The 19,396-nt window shown below is 73.6% G+C and carries 12 protein-coding genes; 7 read left to right on the top strand and 5 right to left on the bottom strand.

The window, feature by feature from the left end; genetic code table 11:
- Positions 1 to 91 precede the first annotated feature (91 nt).
- Positions 92 to 1,411, bottom strand: coding sequence for an ABC transporter substrate-binding protein (locus tag V2J63_RS11730; RefSeq protein ID WP_331231225.1), 1,320 nt, complete (start codon positions 1,409 to 1,411; stop codon positions 92 to 94).
- A gap of 122 nt (positions 1,412 to 1,533) precedes the next feature.
- Between V2J63_RS11730 and V2J63_RS11725 the strand changes: the two genes are divergently transcribed.
- Together V2J63_RS11725 and V2J63_RS11720 are read left to right on the top strand one after the other, a co-directional pair.
- Entirely contained in the window at positions 1,534 to 2,553 is a 1,020-nt protein-coding gene (locus tag V2J63_RS11725) for a LacI family DNA-binding transcriptional regulator (RefSeq protein WP_331231224.1), read from the top strand.
- A 93-nt stretch (positions 2,554 to 2,646) separates the two neighbouring features.
- Entirely contained in the window at positions 2,647 to 3,942 is a 1,296-nt protein-coding gene (locus V2J63_RS11720; protein ID WP_331231223.1) for an endo-1,4-beta-xylanase, read from the top strand.
- Here V2J63_RS11720 and V2J63_RS11715 read toward each other — a convergent pair.
- The 3 genes from V2J63_RS11715 to xylA are packed head-to-tail and all read right to left on the bottom strand — an operon-like array spanning position 3,939 to position 7,896.
- Positions 3,939 to 5,228, bottom strand: a complete 1,290-nt coding sequence (locus V2J63_RS11715) for a multidrug effflux MFS transporter (protein ID WP_331231222.1) — start codon at positions 5,226 to 5,228, stop codon at positions 3,939 to 3,941. The two genes, V2J63_RS11720 and V2J63_RS11715, sit on opposite strands and share 4 nt — an antisense overlap.
- Positions 5,225 to 6,658, bottom strand: coding sequence for a xylulokinase (locus V2J63_RS11710; RefSeq protein ID WP_331231221.1), 1,434 nt, complete (start codon positions 6,656 to 6,658; stop codon positions 5,225 to 5,227). Before V2J63_RS11710 ends, V2J63_RS11715 begins: the two co-directional genes overlap by 4 nt.
- Before the next feature lie 50 nt (positions 6,659 to 6,708).
- Positions 6,709 to 7,896, bottom strand: coding sequence for a xylose isomerase (gene xylA / locus V2J63_RS11705; protein ID WP_331231220.1), 1,188 nt, complete (start codon positions 7,894 to 7,896; stop codon positions 6,709 to 6,711).
- Positions 7,897 to 8,165: 269 nt separating this feature from the next.
- On the opposite strand from xylA, the gene V2J63_RS11700 reads away from it, so the two are divergent.
- Entirely contained in the window at positions 8,166 to 12,248 is a 4,083-nt protein-coding gene (locus V2J63_RS11700) for an endo-1,4-beta-xylanase (protein WP_331231219.1), read from the top strand.
- Positions 12,249 to 12,326: 78 nt separating this feature from the next.
- Here V2J63_RS11700 and V2J63_RS11695 read toward each other — a convergent pair whose 3' ends face one another.
- Positions 12,327 to 12,866 carry an MOSC domain-containing protein gene (locus V2J63_RS11695; protein ID WP_331231218.1) on the bottom strand — a complete coding sequence of 180 codons (540 nt, stop codon included), beginning with the start codon at positions 12,864 to 12,866 and terminating at the stop codon, positions 12,327 to 12,329.
- A 130-nt stretch (positions 12,867 to 12,996) separates the two neighbouring features.
- On the opposite strand from V2J63_RS11695, the gene V2J63_RS11690 reads away from it, so the two are divergent.
- The 4 genes from V2J63_RS11690 to V2J63_RS11675 all read left to right on the top strand — a co-directional run bounded on the left by V2J63_RS11690 (position 12,997) and on the right by V2J63_RS11675 (position 19,383).
- Entirely contained in the window at positions 12,997 to 13,839 is an 843-nt protein-coding gene (locus tag V2J63_RS11690; RefSeq protein WP_331231217.1) for an ACT domain-containing protein, read from the top strand.
- Between the two features lie 170 nt (positions 13,840 to 14,009).
- Entirely contained in the window at positions 14,010 to 15,893 is a 1,884-nt protein-coding gene (locus V2J63_RS11685; RefSeq protein ID WP_331231216.1) for an NAD(P)/FAD-dependent oxidoreductase, read from the top strand.
- A gap of 148 nt (positions 15,894 to 16,041) precedes the next feature.
- Complete coding sequence (locus V2J63_RS11680; protein WP_331231215.1) at positions 16,042 to 18,174, top strand: thioredoxin domain-containing protein; 2,133 nt, start codon at positions 16,042 to 16,044, stop codon at positions 18,172 to 18,174.
- 90 nt (positions 18,175 to 18,264) lie between these two features.
- Positions 18,265 to 19,383, top strand: coding sequence for an AAA family ATPase (locus V2J63_RS11675; RefSeq protein ID WP_331231214.1), 1,119 nt, complete (start codon positions 18,265 to 18,267; stop codon positions 19,381 to 19,383).
- Positions 19,384 to 19,396 lie beyond the last annotated feature (13 nt).

The following is a 19,396-nucleotide window of genomic DNA, read 5'->3' as shown; positions in this document are numbered from 1 at the left end:
CCGCGCCGACCTCCCGCGGCACGCGAACCGTGGGGTGTGGTGGCAGTGGCCGCATCCGCCCGGGGGGCGGTCACGTTCTCTGCCACGTCACTCACGCGTTGTCTGCTGCGGCCTGCGAGGCGTCCACGATGTCCTGCGGCGTGGCCTGGCCCGCGAACATGAGGGCGATCGCGTCGTTCATCGCGCCACCGACGTTCTCCCCGAACAGCGTGTCCAGGTAGAGCTGGACGTAGGGGGCCTCGTCACGGACCGTCACGAGGTCGGCGAGCGCCGGGTTGGTGATCGACCCGGTCGCGTTGGGGTTGGTCGGCACACCCATGTCGAGCTCGGCGAAGCCGGTCTGGACCTCGTCGCTGAGCATGTGCCGGATGAAGTCGACGCACTCGGGCGGGGCGTCCGCCGAGCAGGCCCAGGCGTCACCACCGCCGAGCGGCGCCGCGGGGTCGCCCTCGCCGCCCTCGACCGTCGGGAACGGGAACCAGCCCGTGTTCTCGCCGAGACCCTCGTTGTCCTCGGTCAGGCCCTGCATGACGCCGGGCTCCCAGTGGCCGGCGAGCTCCATGGCGACCCTGCCGGTGGCGAGGAGGCCGGAGGCGCTCGTCGCGCCCGTCTGGGCCGGGGTGCCGAGGAAGCCGGAGTTGAACGGCTCGGCCGCGACGAGCTCCTCGAGGTCCTCACCGGCGCGGATGAAGCACTCGTCCGAGAAGTCCATGCTCTCCCCGGCAGCGACGAGCGTCTCCTCGCTGCACTCGCGGACCGCGAAGTAGTACCAGTAGTGGGCTGCGGGCCACTTGTCGCCCGCGCCCACGGAGATCGGCTCGACGCCGGAGTCCTTGAGCGCGTCGATCGCCGCGTAGAAGTCGTCCATCGTCTCGGGGGCCTCCGTGATGCCGGCCTCCTCGAACATCGCCGTGTTGTACCAGAACCCGACGACGCCCACGGAGAACGGCAGGGCGTAGGTCTTGTCCTCGTACTGCCAGCCCGCGACCGAGGGGCCGATCATCTCGATCTCCTCGGCCGCGACCTCGCTGAGGTCCATCGTCAGGCCCGCCTCGACGTGGGAGGCGAGCTCGCCGCCGCCACGCTCCATGTACACGTCCGGCGCGTCGCCGGTCTGGAACGCCGCGTCGAGCCGCGTGAGCATGTCCTCGTGCGCGAGCGCACTGATCTCGATGGTCACGCCCTCGTTCGCGGCCTCGAAGTCGGCCGCGACCTCCTCGTAGTACGCCTTGCCGGGGTCGGAGTTGGAGTTGTGCCACCACGTGAGGGTGACGTCGCCGCCGCCCCCGCCGCCGGTGGCGGTCGATCCGCCGGCACCGTCGGTGTCGCTGTCACCGCCCCCGCACGCTGCCAGCATCATGGCCGCACTGGCCCCGAGGGCCACGGTGGACAGGAAACGCCTGCTCGCCATAGTGAGCTTCCTTCGTCGTCGTTGACTGCAAGAACGCGGCGAGCATCGCACGGCCGCTTCTAGGGTGTCAATCGTTATCGATAACGGTTTCGTTACAGCAGGCAGCACGGTATGGTCGCGCTGTGAAGGAGCAGCTTGAGCGCGTGACCATCCACGACGTGGCCCGGACCGCAGGTGTGTCCGTCGCGACCGTCTCCAAGGTCATCAACGGCCGGTACGGGGTGGCGATGGCCACCTCCGAGCGGGTGCGGCGCGTCATCGAGGACCTCGGCTACGAGTCGAGCCTCGTCGCCCGCAGCCTGCGCAGCCACCGGACGAACGTCATCGGCATCCTCGTGGCGGAGTTCGAGCCGTTCAGCACGGAGATCCTCAAGGGCGTCTCGAGCGCGATCGGGGGGACGGGCTACGAGCTCCTCGCTTACTCCGGCGGCGGGCGCGCCGGCAAGCCGGCGGGCTGGGAGCGGCGCTACCTCTCCCGTCTCGGCGGCACCCTCATCGACGGCGCCATCCTCGTCACCCCCACGGTCGTCGACACCGGTGGGGCCGTCCCCGTCGTCGCGATCGACCCTCACGCCGGCCCGGCGGGGATGCCGACCGTCGACTCCGACAACGTCACCGGCGCCGTCACGGCCACGGAGCACCTCCTGGCCCTCGGCCACCGGCGGATCGGTTTCCTCGGCGGGCGCGACGACCTCGAGTCCTCCCGTCTGCGCGAGGAGGGTTACCGGACCGCGCTCGCGGCCGCCGGCGTCGCCTTCGACCCCGAGCTCGTGCGCGTCGGTGGGTACCGGCGCGAGAGCGCGCGGGAGCCGGCACGCGAGCTCCTGTCCCTCGCGGAGCGCCCGACGGCGATCTTCGCGGCGAACGACCTCTCGGCCATCGCGACGATGGACGTCGCCCGCGAGCTGGGCCTCGACGTGCCGGGGGACCTCTCCGTCGTCGGGTTCGACAACGTCCCCGAGTCCGCGCTGACGACTCCCCCGCTGACGACGATCAGCCAGCCCATCCAGCGGATGGGCGCCGAGGCGATCGACCTGCTCATCCACCTCATGGACGGCACGGCCGAGCGCAGCACCCATGTCCAGCTGCCCACCGAGCTCGTCGAGCGCGGCACGACGGCGCCGCCGGCGCGCCGGGGCTGAGCGTCCTCCCGACCCACCCAGACCGACCCACGCCCAGGCGCCCTGACCGGGTCCGCTCCCGGCCCGCGCCCCGTTCCTCGACGAGGAGGACCCATGTCCCCGTTCCGCACGCCCCCCGCGCCCGACCCGTCGCTGCGCCACCGCTCCGCCGCGGCGACCCTCACCGTCCGCCGGGCCGACGGCACCCCGCTCGCCGACGCCGAGGTGCGCGTCGAGCAGACCCGGCACCGGTTCGCCTTCGGGAACATCGGCTTCGACTTCATCGGCTACGCGAACGGTGAGACTGAGGCGGACCCGGACAGCCCCTTCGGCGGGGCGGCACCCGCCCACGGCGCCGAGCTCGCGCGCCTGTGGCTCGACGTGTTCAACACGGCCACCCTGCCGTTCTACTGGGCGGGCTTCGAGCCGGAGCGCGGCTCGCCGGACACCGCCCGGCTGCGCCGGGCCGCGGAGTGGTTCGTCGAGCAGGGCGCCGCGGTCAAGGGCCACCCGCTCGCGTGGCACACGCTCGCTCCCGACTGGCTCGCCGACCTTCCCACGGACGACGTCGAGGAGGCGCTGCGCGGGCGCATCCGCCGCGAGGTCGCCGGCTTCGCGGGCGTCGTCGACACGTGGGACGCCATCAACGAGGTCGTCATCATGCCCGTGTTCAGCAACGAGGAGCGCCGCAACGGCATCACGCGCCTGTGCTGGGAGCGCGGGCGCATCGCGACGATCCGTCTCGCGTTCGAGGAGGCGCGGGCGGCGAACCCGTCGGCGACCCTGCTCCTCAACGACTTCAACCTCTCCCCCGCGTACGAGTGCCTCATCGAGGGCGTCCTCGAGGCCGGGATCGAGGTGGACGCCCTCGGCCTGCAGAGCCACATGCACCAGGGCTACTGGGGCGAGGAGAAGACCCTCGAGATCCTCGAGCGGTTCTCCCGCTTCGGCCTGCCGCTCCACCTCACCGAGAGCACGCTCCTGTCCGGGGACCTCATGCCGCCGGAGATCGTCGACCTCAACGACTACCAGGTGCCGAGCTGGCCCTCGACCCCCGACGGCGAGGCCCGTCAGGCGGAGGAGATGGTGCGGCACTACCGCACGCTGCTCTCCCACCCCTCGGTCGAGCCGATCACGTACTGGGGCCTGACGGACGACGGCGCGTGGCTGGGCGCCCCCGTCGGGCTCGTGCGCGCGGACGGCACGCCCAAGCCCTCGTACGACGCGCTGCGCGGTCTCGTCAAGGGAGAGTGGTGGCTGGCGCCGACGACGCTGCGCACCGACGCCGAGGGCCGTGTCCGCGTGAGCGGCTTCCTCGGGGACTACGCGCTGACCGCGGGCGGCACGCGGGCGACGTTCGCCCTCGACACCCCGGGCGACGTCGACGCCGAGGTGACGCTCCCGGCCTAGGCGCGTCGGGCCGGCTGCGCGGGAGCCTCGTCCGGGGTGAGCGCCGCGGCCCCGCCGACGCGGTACGCGCGCGTGCCGAGCGCGAGGACGGCGACGCTGACGAGCGCGGCGCCGAGCATGACGCTCGTCATCGCCACGCCGGTGCCGCCGAGGACGCCGACGAGCGGGGCGACCGCCCCGCCGAGCGCGCCCTGGATCGAGCCGATGACGGCGGAGGCGGTGCCCGCGCGGGAGGAGTGGCGCGAGATGGCGACGGCGGACGCGTTGGCCATGACCGTCGAGAGGACGGCGACGGCGAGCCACAGCGGGACGAGCAGGCCCACCACTCCCCCGGCGTGCGTGGCCGAGACGACGACGAGGGCGGCGGTGCATGCCGCGACCACCGGCAGCCCCGCCCGCAGGAGCCGGACCGGCCCGACCCGCCGCACGAGCGAGGCGTTGACCTGCGAGCCGACGATCATCGACGTCGCGCCGAGGCCGAAGACGAGCGCGAACTCCTGGGGGCTCAGCCCGTACTCCTCCTGGAGGACGAACGGCGATCCCGTCACGTAGCTCATGAGGACCGCGAGCTGGAGTCCCGGCAGGAGCGCGAGAGCGAGGAAGTCCCGGTCGCGGAGCAGGTCGCTGTACCCGCGCAGCGAGGACATCAGGCTCCCCGTGGCCCGCCGCTCCGCGGGCAGCGTCTCCGGCAGGGAGCGGGCGAGCCAGAGCAGGAGCGCGGCTCCCATGACGGCGAGCACCCCGAACACGGCGCGCCAGCCCCACGCGTCGGCGATGACCGTCCCGGCGAGCGGGGCGAGGATCGGGGCGACGGCGATGGCGATCCACAGCCGGGAGAGGAGCCGCGCCGCCTCCGCGCCCCGGTAGCGGTCGCCGATGACGGCCATGGCGGTCACCGACGCGGCCGCACCGACGACGCCCTGGAGCACCCGCAGCGCGACGAGCTGGCTGATGGTCCCGGCGAAGACGCACAGGACCGCGACGACGGCGAACGCAGCCAGCCCGGCCATCGCGGGCCGGCGGCGTCCCACGCGGTCCGACAGGGGCCCGAGGACGAGCTGGCTCAGCGCGGCGCCGATCATGACGGACGTGATCGTCAGCTGCACCGCTGCCGACGTCGTCGCGAGGTCCGTCGCCACCTGCGGCAGCGACGGCAGGTACATGTCCGTCGCGGCCGCCGGCAGGAAGGCGAGCGCCCCGAGGAGCACGATGAGGCCGCGGTGCCGGCCGGCGGCCGCGCCCGCCCGGGGAGGATGCCCCGCCCGGGGAGGACGGGGCGCGGTCACCGCCGGGTGGCGGTCAGCTCGCGCACCGCGGCGTACTGCTCCCGCACGGCCGGCACCGGCTTTGCCGAGTAGGTCTCGGCATCGGCGGACGAGGTCCACGCCGGCGGCACATCGGCCCCGGAGAGCACCCACGCGGCCTGGCGGGCGGCGCCGTCGGCCACGTACTCGCCCGGGGACGGGACCGTGACGTCGAGCCCGAGCACCGCGGGGGCGATCCGGCGGACCGCCTCCGAGCGTGCTCCGCCGCCGATGAGGACGAGCCGCTCGACCGGGACGCCCTGCGCCCGCAGCGCGTCGAGCCCGTCCGCGAGCCCGCACAGCATGCCCTCGACGGCGGCCCGCGCGAGGTGCGCCGGGGTGAGGTTGCCCAGCCGCATGCCATGGAGCGCGCCGGTGGCGTCGGGGCGGTTGGGGGTGCGCTCACCCTCGAGGTAGGGGACGAGGACGAGGCCGTCGGCCCCGGCGGGCGCGGACAGCGCGAGCGCGCTGAGCCCCTCGTGGTCGACCCCGAGGAGGTGGGCGGCCGCCCCGAGCACGCGCGAGGCGTTGAGCGTCGCGGCGAGCGGGAGGAAGGCGCCCGTGGCGTCGGCGAAGCCGGTGACGAGACCGGTGCCGTCCGTCGTCGGGGTGGACGAGATCGCCGAGACGACACCGGAGGTCCCGATCGAGACCGCGACGTCGCCCGTGCGCATGCCGAGGCCGATGGCGGCGGCGGCGTTGTCACCGGCGCCGGGGCCGAGGACGAAGCCCTCCCCGCGCAGGGCGACCTCGCCGGGGCCGACGACGCGCGGGACCGCGACCTGACGTCCGAGGCCGAGCTCGAGGAGGTCGAGCCGGTACTCCCCCGTGATGGGCGACCAGTAGCCGGTGCCGGAGGCGTCCGACCGGTCGGTCGTCAGGGCGGCGAGCCCCTCGGCGCCCGAGCCGGGGCCGTACCCGGCGAGGCGCCACGTGAGCCAGTCGTGCGGGAGGGCGACGGCCGCGACCCGCTCGGCGTTGGCGGGCTCCGCGTCGCGGAGCCAGCGCAGCTTGGTGACGGTGAGCGAGGCGACGGGCACGGAGCCCACCGCCTCGGCCCACGCCCGGGCGCCCGCCTCCGCGTCGCCGTCGCCGAGCTCGCGGACGAGATCGGCGGCGGCGGCCGCGGAGCGGGTGTCGTTCCACAGGAGGGCGTCGCGGACGACAGCACCGTCGGCGTCGAGCACGACCATGCCGTGCTGCTGGCCGCCGACGGCCACGGCCGCGACGTCGTCGAGACCGCCGGCCTCCGCGACCGCCTCCTGGAGGGCGTCCCACCAACGGTCCGGGTGCACCTCGGTGCCGTCGGGATGGGACGCCCGCCCGGAGCGGACGAGCGCGCCCGTCTCGGCGTCGCGGATCACGACCTTGCACGACTGCGTGGACGAGTCCACGCCCGCGACGAGCGTCATCGCTCTTCCTCCTCCTGCCCGGCGGTGACGCCGGGCTCAGTTCCGATAGGTCAGCGGGCCCCGAGCGCGTGCTCGAGCGCCAGCTGGTTGAGGCGGACGAACCCGAACCCGTGCGCGGCGACGGCGTCGACGTCGAGGTCCTCGTACGCCGAGCGGTCGGCGAGCAGGTCGGCCAGGGTCTCGCCCTCGCCGATCGTCGGCTGCGCGAGCTCGAGCACGCCGGACGCCTCGAGCGCCTCCTGGACCTCCGGGTCCGCGCGGAAGGCGCGGGCCCGCTCGCGGAGCGCGAGGTAGGACCGCATGTTGGCGCGCGCGGACTCCCACACGCCGTCGAGGTCCTCGGTGCGGGAGGGCTTGTAGTCGAAGTGGCGCGGGCCGTCGTACGTGGGGCCGCCGCTGGGGAAGCCGTTCTCGACGAGGTCGACGGTGGCGAACGCCGAGAAGAGGTCGCCGTGGCCGAAGACGAGGTCCTGGTCGTACTTGATGGACCGCTGGCCGTTGAGGTCGATGTGGAAGAGCTTCTCCGCCCACAGCGCCTGCGCGATGCCGGACGTGTAGTTGAGGCCCGCCATCTGCTCGTGACCCGTCTCCGGGTTCACGCCGACGATGTCGCCGTGCTCGAGCTCGGCGATGAAGGCGAGCGCGTGGCCGACGGTCGGCAGGAGGATGTCGCCGCGGGGCTCGTTCGGCTTGGGCTCGATGGCGATCTTCAGCCCGTAGCCCTTGTCCTTGATGTAGGCGGCGACGGTGTCGATGCCCTCGCGGTAGCGGTCGTGCGCGGCCTTGAGGTCCTTCGCCGCGTCGTACTCGGCGCCCTCGCGCCCGCCCCACATGACGAACGTCTCGGCGCCCATCTCGGCGGCGAGGTCGACGTTCTCGATGACCTTGCGCAGGCCGAAGCGGCGCACGCGGCGGTCGTTCGAGGTGAACGCGCCGTCCTTGAAGATCGGGTGGGCGAAGGTGTCGGTCGTGACCATCTCGACCTTGACGCCGGTCTCGTCGAGCGCGGCCTTGAACTTGCGCAGGATCTGCTCGCGCGTCGCGGCGTCGGAGCCGAAGGGGATGACGTCGTTGTCGTGGAAGGTCACGTAGGCGGTGCCGAGCTCGGCGAGCTTACGGACGGAGTCGGCCGGGTCGATGGCCGGGCGGGACGCGCCGCCGAACTGGTCGCGCGCCTCCCAGCCGACCGTCCAGAGGCCGAACGAGAACTTGTCCTGCGGGGTGGGTGTGAGGTCCATCGTGTCTCCTCGTCGAGATTGTTGTACGGTCGAACTTATGCGGCGCGGGGCGCGGGGTCAAGCCCTGCACCCGATCGGGGTGTCGCGCGCGTGACCCGGAACCCATCCTGGGTCCGGCGCGGCGTCCCGTCGACCCGGCTTGTGCCATCACCCCGCCGGCCGCGGCTCACGCATGGCGATCGAAACCGTTATCGATAACGGTTGCCGCGCCGCCCGACGGCGCGTAGCGTTCCGATCTCCTGGCCTAGCCACATCGCAAAGGAGCGACGTTGAGACAGCGCAGAGCATGGACACTTCTCGGCACCTCACTACTGGCACTCGGCCTCGCCGGCGGCCCGGTGGTGGGCACCGCCCCGTCGTCGACCGCCCAGGCCGACGACGTCTCACCCGCGCCGGCCGCCGTCGGCGACCCGGAGGTCGTCGTGAGCAATGACTTCGAGGACGGCTCGTGGGAGCCGTGGATCCTCAGCGGGAGCCCGGAGGTCTCCGTCGTCGACGTCGACGGCACCAGGGCCCTGCAGATCGCGAACCGCGACGCCGACTACGTCGGCATCCAGACCCCGGCGGGCGCCCTGGAGGAGGGACGCGAGTACACCTTCTCCATGCGCGCCCGCCTGGCCGACGGCACGACCGGCCCGGCCGGCATCCGGTTCGTCATGAAGCCGGACTACACGTGGATCGGCAGCACGACGATGGACGCCGGTGCGTGGACGACCGTGACGGGGACGCTGACCGCGCCCGCCGACGGCCAGGTCTACATCGGCACCGCCGACCTGCCGGTCGGCGCCTACACCTACCTTCTCGACGACCTCGTCATCACCGCCGCGCCCGCCGACGGCGGCGGCGGCGACGACTGGGAGCCCACCCCCGCCCCCCTGTTCGTCCCGGGCGGGGCGACGAACCCCGTCGAGGCGCAGGTCTCCACCGCCCGCGGCACGGGCGACGTCGCGGCACTGACGTTCGACGACGGCCCGAACCCGGGCGAGACGGACGCGCTCCTCGACTTCCTCGGGGAGAACGACCTCACGGCGACGTTCTGCGTCATCGGCGAGAACATCGAGGCCGACGGCGGGGCAGAGCTCCTCCGCCGGATGGTCGCCGAGGGCCACACCCTGTGCAACCACACGACGAGCTACGCCGACCTCGGCGCCGCCTCGCACGACGCGGTCGAGGCGGACCTCAAGGAGAACCTCGCGATCATCCGCGCGGCGCTCGGCGACCCCGACTACCCGGTCCCCTACTTCCGCGCGCCCAACGGCAGCTGGGGCGTCACGCCCGAGGTGGCCGTCGCGCTCGGGATGCAGCCGCTCGGGCTGGGCAACCTCATCTTCGACTGGGACGGGAACGACCTGTCCGAGGCGACGCTGACCGCGAACCTGCGCGAGGCCGTCACCCCGGGCGCGGTCGTGCTCGTCCACGACGGCGGGGGCGACCGCACGAACAGCGTCGCCGCCGTCCGTACCGTCATCAGCGAGCGCCTCGCCGCCGGTTGGACGTTCACGCTGCCCACCGGCGGCCTCACCGACGCCGTCGCGCCGCTCGACCTCGAGTTCGACTTCGAGGACGGGCTGCAGGGCTGGACCCCGCGCGGCGACGCCGAGGGCGAGCCCACGGTCGCCGTCACGACGGCGGAGGCGCACGGCGGGGCCCAGGCCGCCCTCGTCAGCGACCGCACGTCCCAGGGCGACGGCATCGGCTTCGACCTCACGGGGCTCGTCGAGACCGGCGTGACCTACGAGATCTCCGCCTGGGTCAAGATGGCCGCGGGCGAGGAGACGGACGACATCTGGCTCAGCCTCCAGCGCACCGCCGACGGCGCCGACGCGTTCGACACCGTCGCCCAGGTCCCCGGCGTCACGTCGACCGGCTGGACCGAGGTGAGCGCGACGTACACCATGCCCGCCGCGGACTCCGCGCGGGTCTACCTCGAGACGAGCTACAACACCGGCGGCGCCGGCGACTTCCTCGTCGACGACGTCCGCATCAGCACGCAGGCGCCGTCGCAGGTCGAGGACCTCACGCCGATCAAGGACACCGTCGACTTCCCCGTCGGCGTGGCCATCGACCAGCGCGAGACCATCGGCGCCTCCGCCGAGCTCACCACCCGGCACTTCGACCAGCTGACGCCGGAGAACCACATGAAGCCGGAGGCCTGGTACGACGGGACGACGTTCCGCACGCACCCCGAGGCCACCGCCATCATGGACTTCGCCCAGGAGGAGGGCCTGCGCATCTACGGCCACGTCCTCGTGTGGCACAGCCAGACCCCGGCCTGGTTCTTCACCGACGCCGCCGGTGCGCCGCTGACGACGAGCGAGGCCGACCAGCAGGTGCTCCGCGACCGGATGCGCACGCACATCTTCAGCATCGCCGAGACCCTCAGCGACGACTACGGCCTGTTCGGCAGCGCGGAGAACCCGCTCGTCGCCTGGGACGTCGTCAACGAGGTCGTCTCGGACAGCGGGGAGTTCTCCGACGGGCTCCGGCGCAGCGAGTGGTACCGGATCCTCGGCGAGGAGTTCATCGACCTCGCGTTCACCTACGCGGACGAGGCGTTCAACGACGTCTACGCGGACCCGGCCGCCGACCGTCCCGTCACCCTGTTCATCAACGACTACAACACCGAGCAGGCCGGCAAGCAGGACCGGTACCACGCGCTCGTCGCCCGGCTCGTCGAGCGCGGCGTCCCGGTCGACGGCGTCGGTCACCAGTTCCACGTCAGCCTCGCCATGCCGGTGCAGGCGCTCGAGGACGCGATCGTCCGCTTCCAGGGCATGGGCCTGACGCAGGTCGTCACCGAGCTCGACGTCACGACCGGCACCCCGGTCACCGCGGCGAGCCTCGTCGAGCAGGGCTACTACTACCGCGACGCGTTCCGGGTCTTCCGGGCGCACGCCGACGACCTCTACGCCGTCACGGTGTGGGGGCTCATCGACACGCGCAGCTGGCGCAACAGCAACGGCGCGCCGCTGCTCTTCGACGGCAACCTCCAGGCCAAGCCGGCCTACTACGGGGCCGTCGACGGCGACCTGCCCGCGCGCCAGCGCGCCGCGTTCGTCTTCGCCGGGAACGTCGCGCTCGACGACGACGCCTTCGACGCCGTCGAGTGGGACCAGCTTCCGCGGCACGTCGTCGAGGACGACGCGCTCGACGAGCTGGCGACGTTCCAGCTCCGCTGGGCGCCCGACCACCTCACCGCGCTCGTCGCGGTCGCGAACCCCGGCGACGCCATCGAGCTCGCCCACGGCGGGGAGGTCGTGACGTTCAACCGGGACGGCACCGGTGACGTCGACGGCGTCGTCGAGGAGGTCGACGGCGGATGGCTCGCCGTCGTGCACCTCCCCCTCGACGGCGGGGCCGAGGGCGACACGCTCGCCTTCGACCTGCGCGTGCTCGACGGCGACGCGACGGTCGGGTGGAGCACGCCCGGGACGTTCGCGCAGCTGACCCTCGTCGAGCCGCTGTCCTACGTCGAGGTCCACGAGACCGCTGCCGCGCCGGTCATCGACGGCGAGGTCGACGAGACGTGGGCCACGACGACGGTCGTGACGACGGACAAGCAGGTCGAGGGCACGAGCGGTGCCACGGCCGAGGTCCGCACGCTGTGGCGGGACAACACCCTCTACGTCCTCATGGACGTGACCGACCCGGAGATCAACACCGCCCACAGCGACCCGTGGGCGCAGGACTCGGTGGAGATCTACCTCGACGCGGGCAACTACAAGAACGGCCCGTACCGCTACGACGACACGCAGATCCGGATCAACGTCGACAACGTGACGTCGTTCGGCACCGGTGACGTCGCCTTCCAGGAGGGCCGCCTCGAGAGCGCGACCACCCTGACCGAGACCGGCTACCGCGTGGAGGCGGCCGTGAGCCTCCTCGAGGAGGGCGGCCTAGGCACGTTCCACGGCGTTGACTTCCAGGTCAATGACGCCGGGCTCGTCGACGGCGTCGCGACGCGCACGTCCATCCGCAACTGGGCCGACCCGACCGGGGCCGGCTACCAGAGCACCGCGCGGTGGGGCGTGGCCCAGCTCGTCGGCATGCCGACCGAGGTGCCCACCGAGACACCGACGGAGACCCCGACCGAGACGCCGACGGAGACCCCGACGGAGACTCCGACCGAGACGCCGACGGACATCCCGACGGAGACCCCGACCGGTGGACCGAGCCCGACGACGCCGGGCGGCCCGACCGGCCCGACGGGTCCGGGTGCGGGTGGTCCGACGCCGGGTGGCGGCGGGCTGCCGGTGACCGGTGTCGAGGGGCTGGCGCTCCTGCTCGCCGCGCTCGTCCTCCTCGGTGGCGGGACGGCCCTCGCCGCCCGCCGGAAGGCGATCGCCGAGTAGGTACGGCTCCAGGTGAGTGAACGGAAGGCCCCGCCGGGCGATCAACGCCTGGCGGGGCCTTCTGTCGACTGGGCGCGGTCAGACGGGCACGAGCGGGACGTGGGGCGGCGCCGGCAGGTCGACGCTCACCCAGTCGCCCGCGGTCACGGTGCCGCTGCCGGTCGCGGTCGCCATGACGCCGGTGAGCCGCTCGACGGCCCCCTCGGCGTTCTTGCGCACCACCTTCTTGAGGAGCCCCGGCTGGAAGTCGTCGATCTGCCAGCAGGGGTTGCGCAGGCCGGTCACCGTCACCTCCGCGTCACCGATGGTCAGCCGCGTCCCCTGCGGGAGCGACAGGAGGTCGATCCCGCGCGTCGTGATGTTCTCGCCGAGGTGCCCGGGCGCGACCTCGTGGCCGAGGCTGCGGAGGAGGTCGAAGAGCTCCTCGTGGATGAGGTGCACCTGCCGCAGGTTCGGCGCCTCGGCGGTGCGCCGCGCGCGCGACCGGTGCTTGACCGTCGCACCGGCGTGTGCGTCCCCCTCGATGCCGACGCCCTCGACGATCCGGATGGCGTCAACGGGCTCCTTGCTGAAGTTGTGCACCGGGCTGCGGTGCACGGCGACGACGGTTCCTTCCACGGCCCTATCGTTCCACCCACCCGTCGCCTGGTCGCCCGACACGACGGCGATCGAGCGCTCCACGTGCCGCGCACCACGATCGTCACTGCGGCGCAACGGCGGGGAAACAGCGCGTCCCCATGCTGGCCTCATGAGCACCCACGTCTCTCCTGCCGACCTCACGTGCGAGGTGTGCGGCCGGATGCCCGAGCCCCGCAAGACCCGGATGACGGCGGCCACCGTGCTCGCGATGCTGCCGCTCGAGCTGCTCGTCCACGCGCTGGTCCTCCGCAGCGACCTGTCCCTGCCGCTGAAGGTCCTCACGCTGACCGTCACGGCTACCGCGCTGGCGATCTGGGTCGCCGAGCCCTCGGTCATGCGGATGCTGCGCCGCTGGCTGCACGGCCCGGTGCTGAAGACCCGCAGCCGGTACGCCGGCGCGGAGGCGCTGTGGCGCATCCGCACGCGGGTGGAGGACCGCCCCGGGGCGCTCGGTGCCATCACCCAGGAGCTCGCGCTGCTCGGCGGGAACATCCTCGCCGTCCACGTGCACCCCGCGCCCGGCGGCCCCGTCGACGAGTTCATCGTGGCCACCCCGGGCGACGTCACGCCGCGTGCCCTCGCCGACGCGGTTCACGACGCCGACGGCGAGGACCCCCAGATCTGGCCCACCACGCCGCTGTCCCTCATGGACGGACAGACGAAGGCGCTCGACCTCGCGGTCCAGGTGGCGTCCGACCCGCACGTGCTGCCGGACGCGCTCGCCGAGCTGCTCGACGCCGAGCCCGTCAGCGGATCGCCCGGGGCGCCGGCGTCCTACCTCACCGCCGGCGCCACCATCCTCAAGGTGCCAGCCACCTGGGACGGGGCGCACGCCTTCGCCCGGCCCGGTCGGCCGTTCACCATGGCGGAGTCCGCCCGGGCGCACCGGCTCGCCGAGCTCGCCGAGGTGGTGGAGCGTGGCCGCACGGAGCGGCCCGGGCTGCGCCCCTGATCTTGGCGAGCTGTCGTGACACTGCGCGGCCGGTCAGGTGGCGCGGGACGCGCCTGCCGGCGGCGCCGGCGCCGGCGTCGGCAGGATCCGGGAACTCGGGCCGGGGCTTGCCTGTCGTGCGGGGAACGGAGGACGCTGGTCACGAGGACGACCGACTCGACGGAGACCCCATGCGACCTCGTTCCGACGTGTGGCCGGTGACCTTCTTCGCCGCGACGACGGCGTGGGGCGCCGTCGTCTCGGCGCGGGAGGACGTGCCGGGCGAACCACTGCTCGTCCACGCTCCGGGCTCGATCGCGCGGCAGGTCGCGGCGGGTTGGGGCGCGGGCTTGTCCGCGCCCTGGCCCATGGTCGCTCTCGCGATCGCGCACACCGTGCGCGACCGGCCCGACGGTGCCGCGGACCGCGTCCTCGTCGCCCTGGGCGTCTGCGTGTGCCTCGGTACGGCCATCGAGCCCGTGACCTGGGGCCGGCGAGCCCGTTCCCGCGGCGTGGCATCCGCCGTCGTCCTCAATCTCTTAGCCGCCGCCGCGTTGATCCGGGCGGGTTCGCGGCGCGGCACAGGAACCGTGGGCACGCAGGTCCGTTCACCGCAGATGCCGACGTCGATCGGGGAGTCGTCCGCGTCGGTCGCGCGCTGTGACGGGCACGACGTGAGGACAACGCACCAAGGCCAGGAGGCAGCAGTGTCCCTACGACGCCGCCCACAGCAGGCGCGTCACGTCGTCGTGCTCGGCGGCGGTCTGGCCGGGTTGTTCGCGGCGGCGGCGTCGGCACGCGACGGGCGGAGAGTGACAATCCTCGAGCGCGACCGGCTGCCCGAGCGCCCGGCGCCCCGGAACGGTGTCCCGCAGGGCCGGCACGCGCACGTCTACCTCTACCGCGGGTTGCTGGCGGTCGAGGAGCTGCTCCCCGGCTTTAGGGCCGAGCTCCGGGCAGCCGGCGCCGTCCCGCTCGACACGGGCGAGGTCGCGTGGCTCGGGGAGAACGGCTGGGCGCCGTCCGGCCGGCAGTTCGAGGTGCTCTCGGGGACGCGGCCGCTGTTCGAGCACCTCGTCCGGGAGCGGGTCCGGGCGCTGCCCGGTGTCGAGGTGCGCGACGGCACGCAGGTGCGCGGGCTGCGGCGCGGCGGACCCGGCGGCTCCGCGTGGCAGGTGGTCGTGGACGGCTCGGAGGTCCCGGCAGACCTCGTCATCGACGCGACGGGGCGCACGTCGCGCCTGCCGGCGTGGCTGGCCGCGGCCGGTCTGCCCAGCCCCGCCGTCTCCGAGCTCGACGCGCGCATCGGGTACTCGACCCGCATGTTCACGATCGACCCGGAGCGGCTGGCCGTGCCGGGCATCGTCCTGCTGCAGACGCCCGCGCACCCGCGCGGCGCCATCGTCCTGCCGGTGGAGGACGGACGGTTCGTCGTCGGCGAGATCGGCTCCGGCGAGGACCGGCCGCCGCGCGACGCCGAGGGCTTCACCCAGTTCCTCACGACGCTGGGGGACGACGCGGTCGCCGAGCTGGCGCAGTCCGGGGAGCCGGTGACGGAGGTCGCGGTTCACCGCCAGACGGCGAACCGCCGCCACCACTACGAGCGACTCCGCCGGTGGCCGCCCGGCCTGCTGGTGCTCGGGGACGCCCTGTGCGCGTTCAACCCCATCTACGGCCAGGGCGTCACCGTGGCCGCACGCGAGGCCGTCCTTCTCCGGAACGCGCTCGACGCCGGGCTGCGGCCGGGCGGCGAGCGACGGCTGATCCGCCGCTTCTGCCGCATCGCAGCGGTGCCGTGGTCCATCGCGACGAGCGAGGACCTGCGGTACCCGGCGAGCACGCGGAACGTCTCACCCCTGCAGGCAGCGCTCGGCGGATGGGCGCGGGAGGTGGACAAGCTCGCCACGCGCGGTGACCCCGTCGCAGGGCAGGTGCTCGGCCGGGTCTACCACCTCGTCGGATCGCCGCTCCACCTCTTCCGGCCCGACCTGGTGGTGCGCGTGCTGCGCGCCCGGCGCCGTGGTTGGGGACCGCCGCAGCCGCGGCCCGAGATCACCCGGGTGCCCGCGGGGTAGCCGGCCGACCGTGGCGGGTCCGCGCGCCGTCGGGGTCGGCGTGCTGACGGAGGCGTCGCGTCCCCGGCGCCTTGAGTGGTGCGGGGGGCGACCGCCCGACGCGCGTTCACCGGTGGCACTCCCCCGCCACTCGTGGCCACCATGGACGATGACCAACCGCCTGAGCCGCGCAACGAGCCCCTACCTGCTCCAGCACAAGGACAATCCCGTCGACTGGTACGAGTGGGGCGACGAGGCCTTCGCCGAGGCACGCCGTCGGGACGTCCCGCTGCTCATCTCGGTCGGCTACGCCGCGTGCCACTGGTGCCACGTCATGGCGCACGAGTCGTTCGAGGACCCGGCCGTCGCCGAGCTCATGAACGCCGGCTTCGTCAACGTCAAGGTCGACCGCGAGGAGCGTCCCGACGTCGACGCCGTCTACATGGCGGCCACGCAGGCGACGACCGGCCAGGGCGGTTGGCCCATGACAGTCTTCGCCACGCCCGACGGTGAGCCCTTCTTCTGCGGCACGTACTTCCCGCCGCGCCCCGTGCAGGGACTCCCCGCCTTCAGCCAGCTGCTCGACGCCGTCGGGCGCGCCTGGAGCGGGAACCGGGACGGCGTCGTCACCTCCGCCCGCGAGCTGAGCCGGGGCATCGCCGCCCAGGCGAACCGGGCGTTCCCCGGGGCCGGCGAGCCGCTCGGCGAGGAGGAGACGGCCGAGGCGCTGACCGTGATCGAGCGCTCCTACGACACCAGGCGCGGCGGCTTCGGTGGGGCGCCGAAGTTCCCGCCGTCGATGATGTGCGAGTGGCTCCTGCGCCGCCACGCCCGCACCGGCGACGACCTCGCCCTCGCCATGGCCGAGCACACGCTCGAGCTCATGGTCCGCGGCGGGATGTACGACCAGCTCGCGGGAGGCTTCGCGCGGTACAGCGTCGACGCGGACTGGGTGGTCCCCCACTTCGAGAAGATGCTCTACGACAACGCGCTGCTCCTGCGTGTCTACCTCCACTGGTGGCGCCAGACCGGCTCGCCCCTCGCCCGCCGGGTCACCGAGGAGACGGCGCAGTGGTTGCTTGCCGAGCTGCGCACGCCGGAGGGCGCCTTCGCCTCCTCCCTCGACGCGGACAGCGACGGCGCCGAGGGCACCTTCTACGTGTGGACGCCGGCGCAGCTGCGCGACGAGCTCGGCGACGACGACGGAGCGTGGGCGGCCGGCGTCTGGGACGTGACCGACGCCGGGACGTTCGAGCACGGGTCCTCCGTCCTGCAGCTGCGGGCGGAGCCCGACGACCCGCAGCGCTACGCCGCGGTTCGACGTGCCCTCAAGGAGGCCCGCGAGCAGCGGACCCGACCGGCACGGGACGACAAGGTGGTCACGTCCTGGAACGGCTTGGCCATCGCGGCGCTCGCCGAGGCCGGCGCGCTGCTCGAGCGTCCGGAATGGGTGGAGGCGGCAGAGACGGCGGCCGCGTTGGTCCTCGACGTGCACCGGGTGGGTGCGGGCGCCTCCGCTCAGTCGTCGGGCACGTCGGTGGACGGCGACGGCGGGTCTCCGTTGCGGCTCGTCCGCACCTCCCGTGACGGCGCCGCGGGCACGAGCCCGGCGGTGCTCGAGGACTACGCCGGCCTCGCCGAGGGCCTCCTCGCCCTGTACGCGGTCACCGGGACCGAGCGGCATGCTCGTGTCGCAGGTCAGCTCGTCGAGGCGATCCGGACGCGCTTCGCGGGTGACGACGGCACGTACTTCGACACCGCCGCCGACGAGACCGACGCGGCGTTGGCCCGGATCACCCGCCCGCGTGACGCCGCCGACGGCCCGACCCCGTCCGGCCACGCCCTGGCCGCCGGGGTGCTCCTCACGTACAGCGCCCTCACGGGCGACCTCGACATCCGCGCCGAGGCCGAGGCAGCCCTCGCGCACGTCGCGCCGATCGCGACGGCGTACCCGCGGGCCGCGGGGTGGGCGCTCGCGGTGACCGAGGCGGCGCTCGACGGACCGCGCCAGGTCGCCGTCGTCGGCCCGACGGACGACCCCCGCACGCGCGAGCTCCACCTGACGGCGCTCCGCTCCCCCGCGCCGGGCCTCGTCGTCGCGCTGGGCGCCGGGACTGCGACAGACGCCGACACCCGTAGCGGAGACGTTCCCGCGGGAACGCTCCCGGCGGTCGAGCTGCTCGAAGGACGCCCCCTCGTCGACGGCCAGCCGACTGCCTACGCCTGCCGCGGCTTCGTGTGCGACCTCCCGACGTCCGACCCCGCCGTGCTCACCGGCCAGGTCGCACCGGGCTCCGCGTAGCTGGCGCCGCGACGCGCTCCTCGCTCGGGGCGCGCACGTCGCGGCCCGCGGCGCGGCCCCAGTGTCCCCGGTGCCTCCTAGGGTGAACCGGTGATCAGAACCGTCGCGATCGAGAACTACCGGTCCCTGCGCGAGATCGCCACGACGCTCGGGCCGCTCAACGTCGTCACGGGTGCGAACGGCAGCGGGAAGACGAGCTTCTACCGGGCGTTGCGGCTGCTCGGCGACTTCACGCGCGACGGCGCAATCTCGAACCTCGCGCGCGAGGGCGGCATGCGCTCAGCTCTCTACGCCGGGCCGCGCTCGAAGGGGCCGGTCACGATGCGGCTCGGCTTCGCGAGCGACGACTTCTCCTACGCCATCGACCTCGGGCTCCCGCAGCCCTCCAACCCGCCCATCGGCTTCCCACGCGACCCCGAGATCAAGACCGAGGCCGTCTGGTCCGGCGAGGTCCTGCGCCCCTCAACCTTGCTCGCCGACCGGCGCGGCCCCCGCGTCCGCACCCGCGACGACGACGGCGAGTGGCGCACCGCCGAGTGGCAGCTCGGCGTCCACGAGTCGCTCATGTCCGCCATCGCCGACCCCACCGAGACGCCCGAGCTCTTCGCCGTCCGCGAGCAGGCGAGCCGCTGGCGCTTCTACGACCACTTCCGCACGGACGCCGACGCCGCGGCCCGCCGTCCGGGACTCGCCACGTACACGCCCGTCCTCGCCGCCACCGGCGACGACCTCGCGGGCGCCCTCCTCACGATCGACCGCCTCGGCGACCGCCGCGCCCTCCACGCCGCCGTCGGCTCCGCCTTCGAGGGATCGACGCTCGAGCTCGCGGAGGACGACGACGGCACCTGCCGCATCCGCCTCCACCAACCGGGCCTGCAGCGGCCGCTCGGCGCACCGGAGCTGTCCGACGGCACGTTGCGCTTCCTCCTCCTCGCCGCCGCCCTGCTCTCGCCGCGGCCACCCGGCCTGCTCGTCCTCAACGAGCCGGAGTCGAGCCTCCACCCGAGCCTCATGCCGGCACTCGGCGCGCTCGTCGTCGACGCCTCGACCCGGTCGCAGGTGGTCGTCGTCACCCACTCCCCCGACCTGGTCCGCGCCCTCCGCTCCGACGACGTGACGCTCATCGAGCTCACCAAGGCCGACGGCGTGACGACCATCGCCGGGCAGGGACTTCTGGACGCGCCTCGCTGGTCGTGGCCCGCGCGCTGACGGAGGGCGAAAG

Origin of the sequence: Georgenia wangjunii, from assembly GCF_036421975.1 — a bacterium.
GTDB classification, from domain to species: Bacteria; Actinomycetota; Actinomycetes; order Actinomycetales; family Actinomycetaceae; genus Georgenia_A; species Georgenia_A wangjunii.
The sequence above is the reverse complement of the archived record's forward strand: the minus strand, read 5'-3'. Positions and strand labels throughout refer to the sequence as shown.

What these genes read in the sequence shown, in the direction of transcription:
- V2J63_RS11730 (WP_331231225.1), bottom strand. Translation starts at nt 1,411, where the DNA reads ATGGCGAGCAGGCGTTTCCTGTCCACCGTGGCCCTCGGGGCCAGTGCG.
- V2J63_RS11720 (WP_331231223.1), top strand. Translation starts at nt 2,647, where the DNA reads ATGTCCCCGTTCCGCACGCCCCCCGCGCCCGACCCGTCGCTGCGCCAC.
- V2J63_RS11710 (WP_331231221.1), bottom strand. Translation starts at nt 6,658, where the DNA reads ATGACGCTCGTCGCGGGCGTGGACTCGTCCACGCAGTCGTGCAAGGTC.
- xylA (WP_331231220.1), bottom strand. Translation starts at nt 7,896, where the DNA reads ATGGACCTCACACCCACCCCGCAGGACAAGTTCTCGTTCGGCCTCTGG.
- V2J63_RS11690 (WP_331231217.1), top strand. Translation starts at nt 12,997, where the DNA reads ATGAGCACCCACGTCTCTCCTGCCGACCTCACGTGCGAGGTGTGCGGC.
- V2J63_RS11685 (WP_331231216.1), top strand. Translation starts at nt 14,010, where the DNA reads ATGCGACCTCGTTCCGACGTGTGGCCGGTGACCTTCTTCGCCGCGACG.
- V2J63_RS11680 (WP_331231215.1), top strand. Translation starts at nt 16,042, where the DNA reads ATGACCAACCGCCTGAGCCGCGCAACGAGCCCCTACCTGCTCCAGCAC.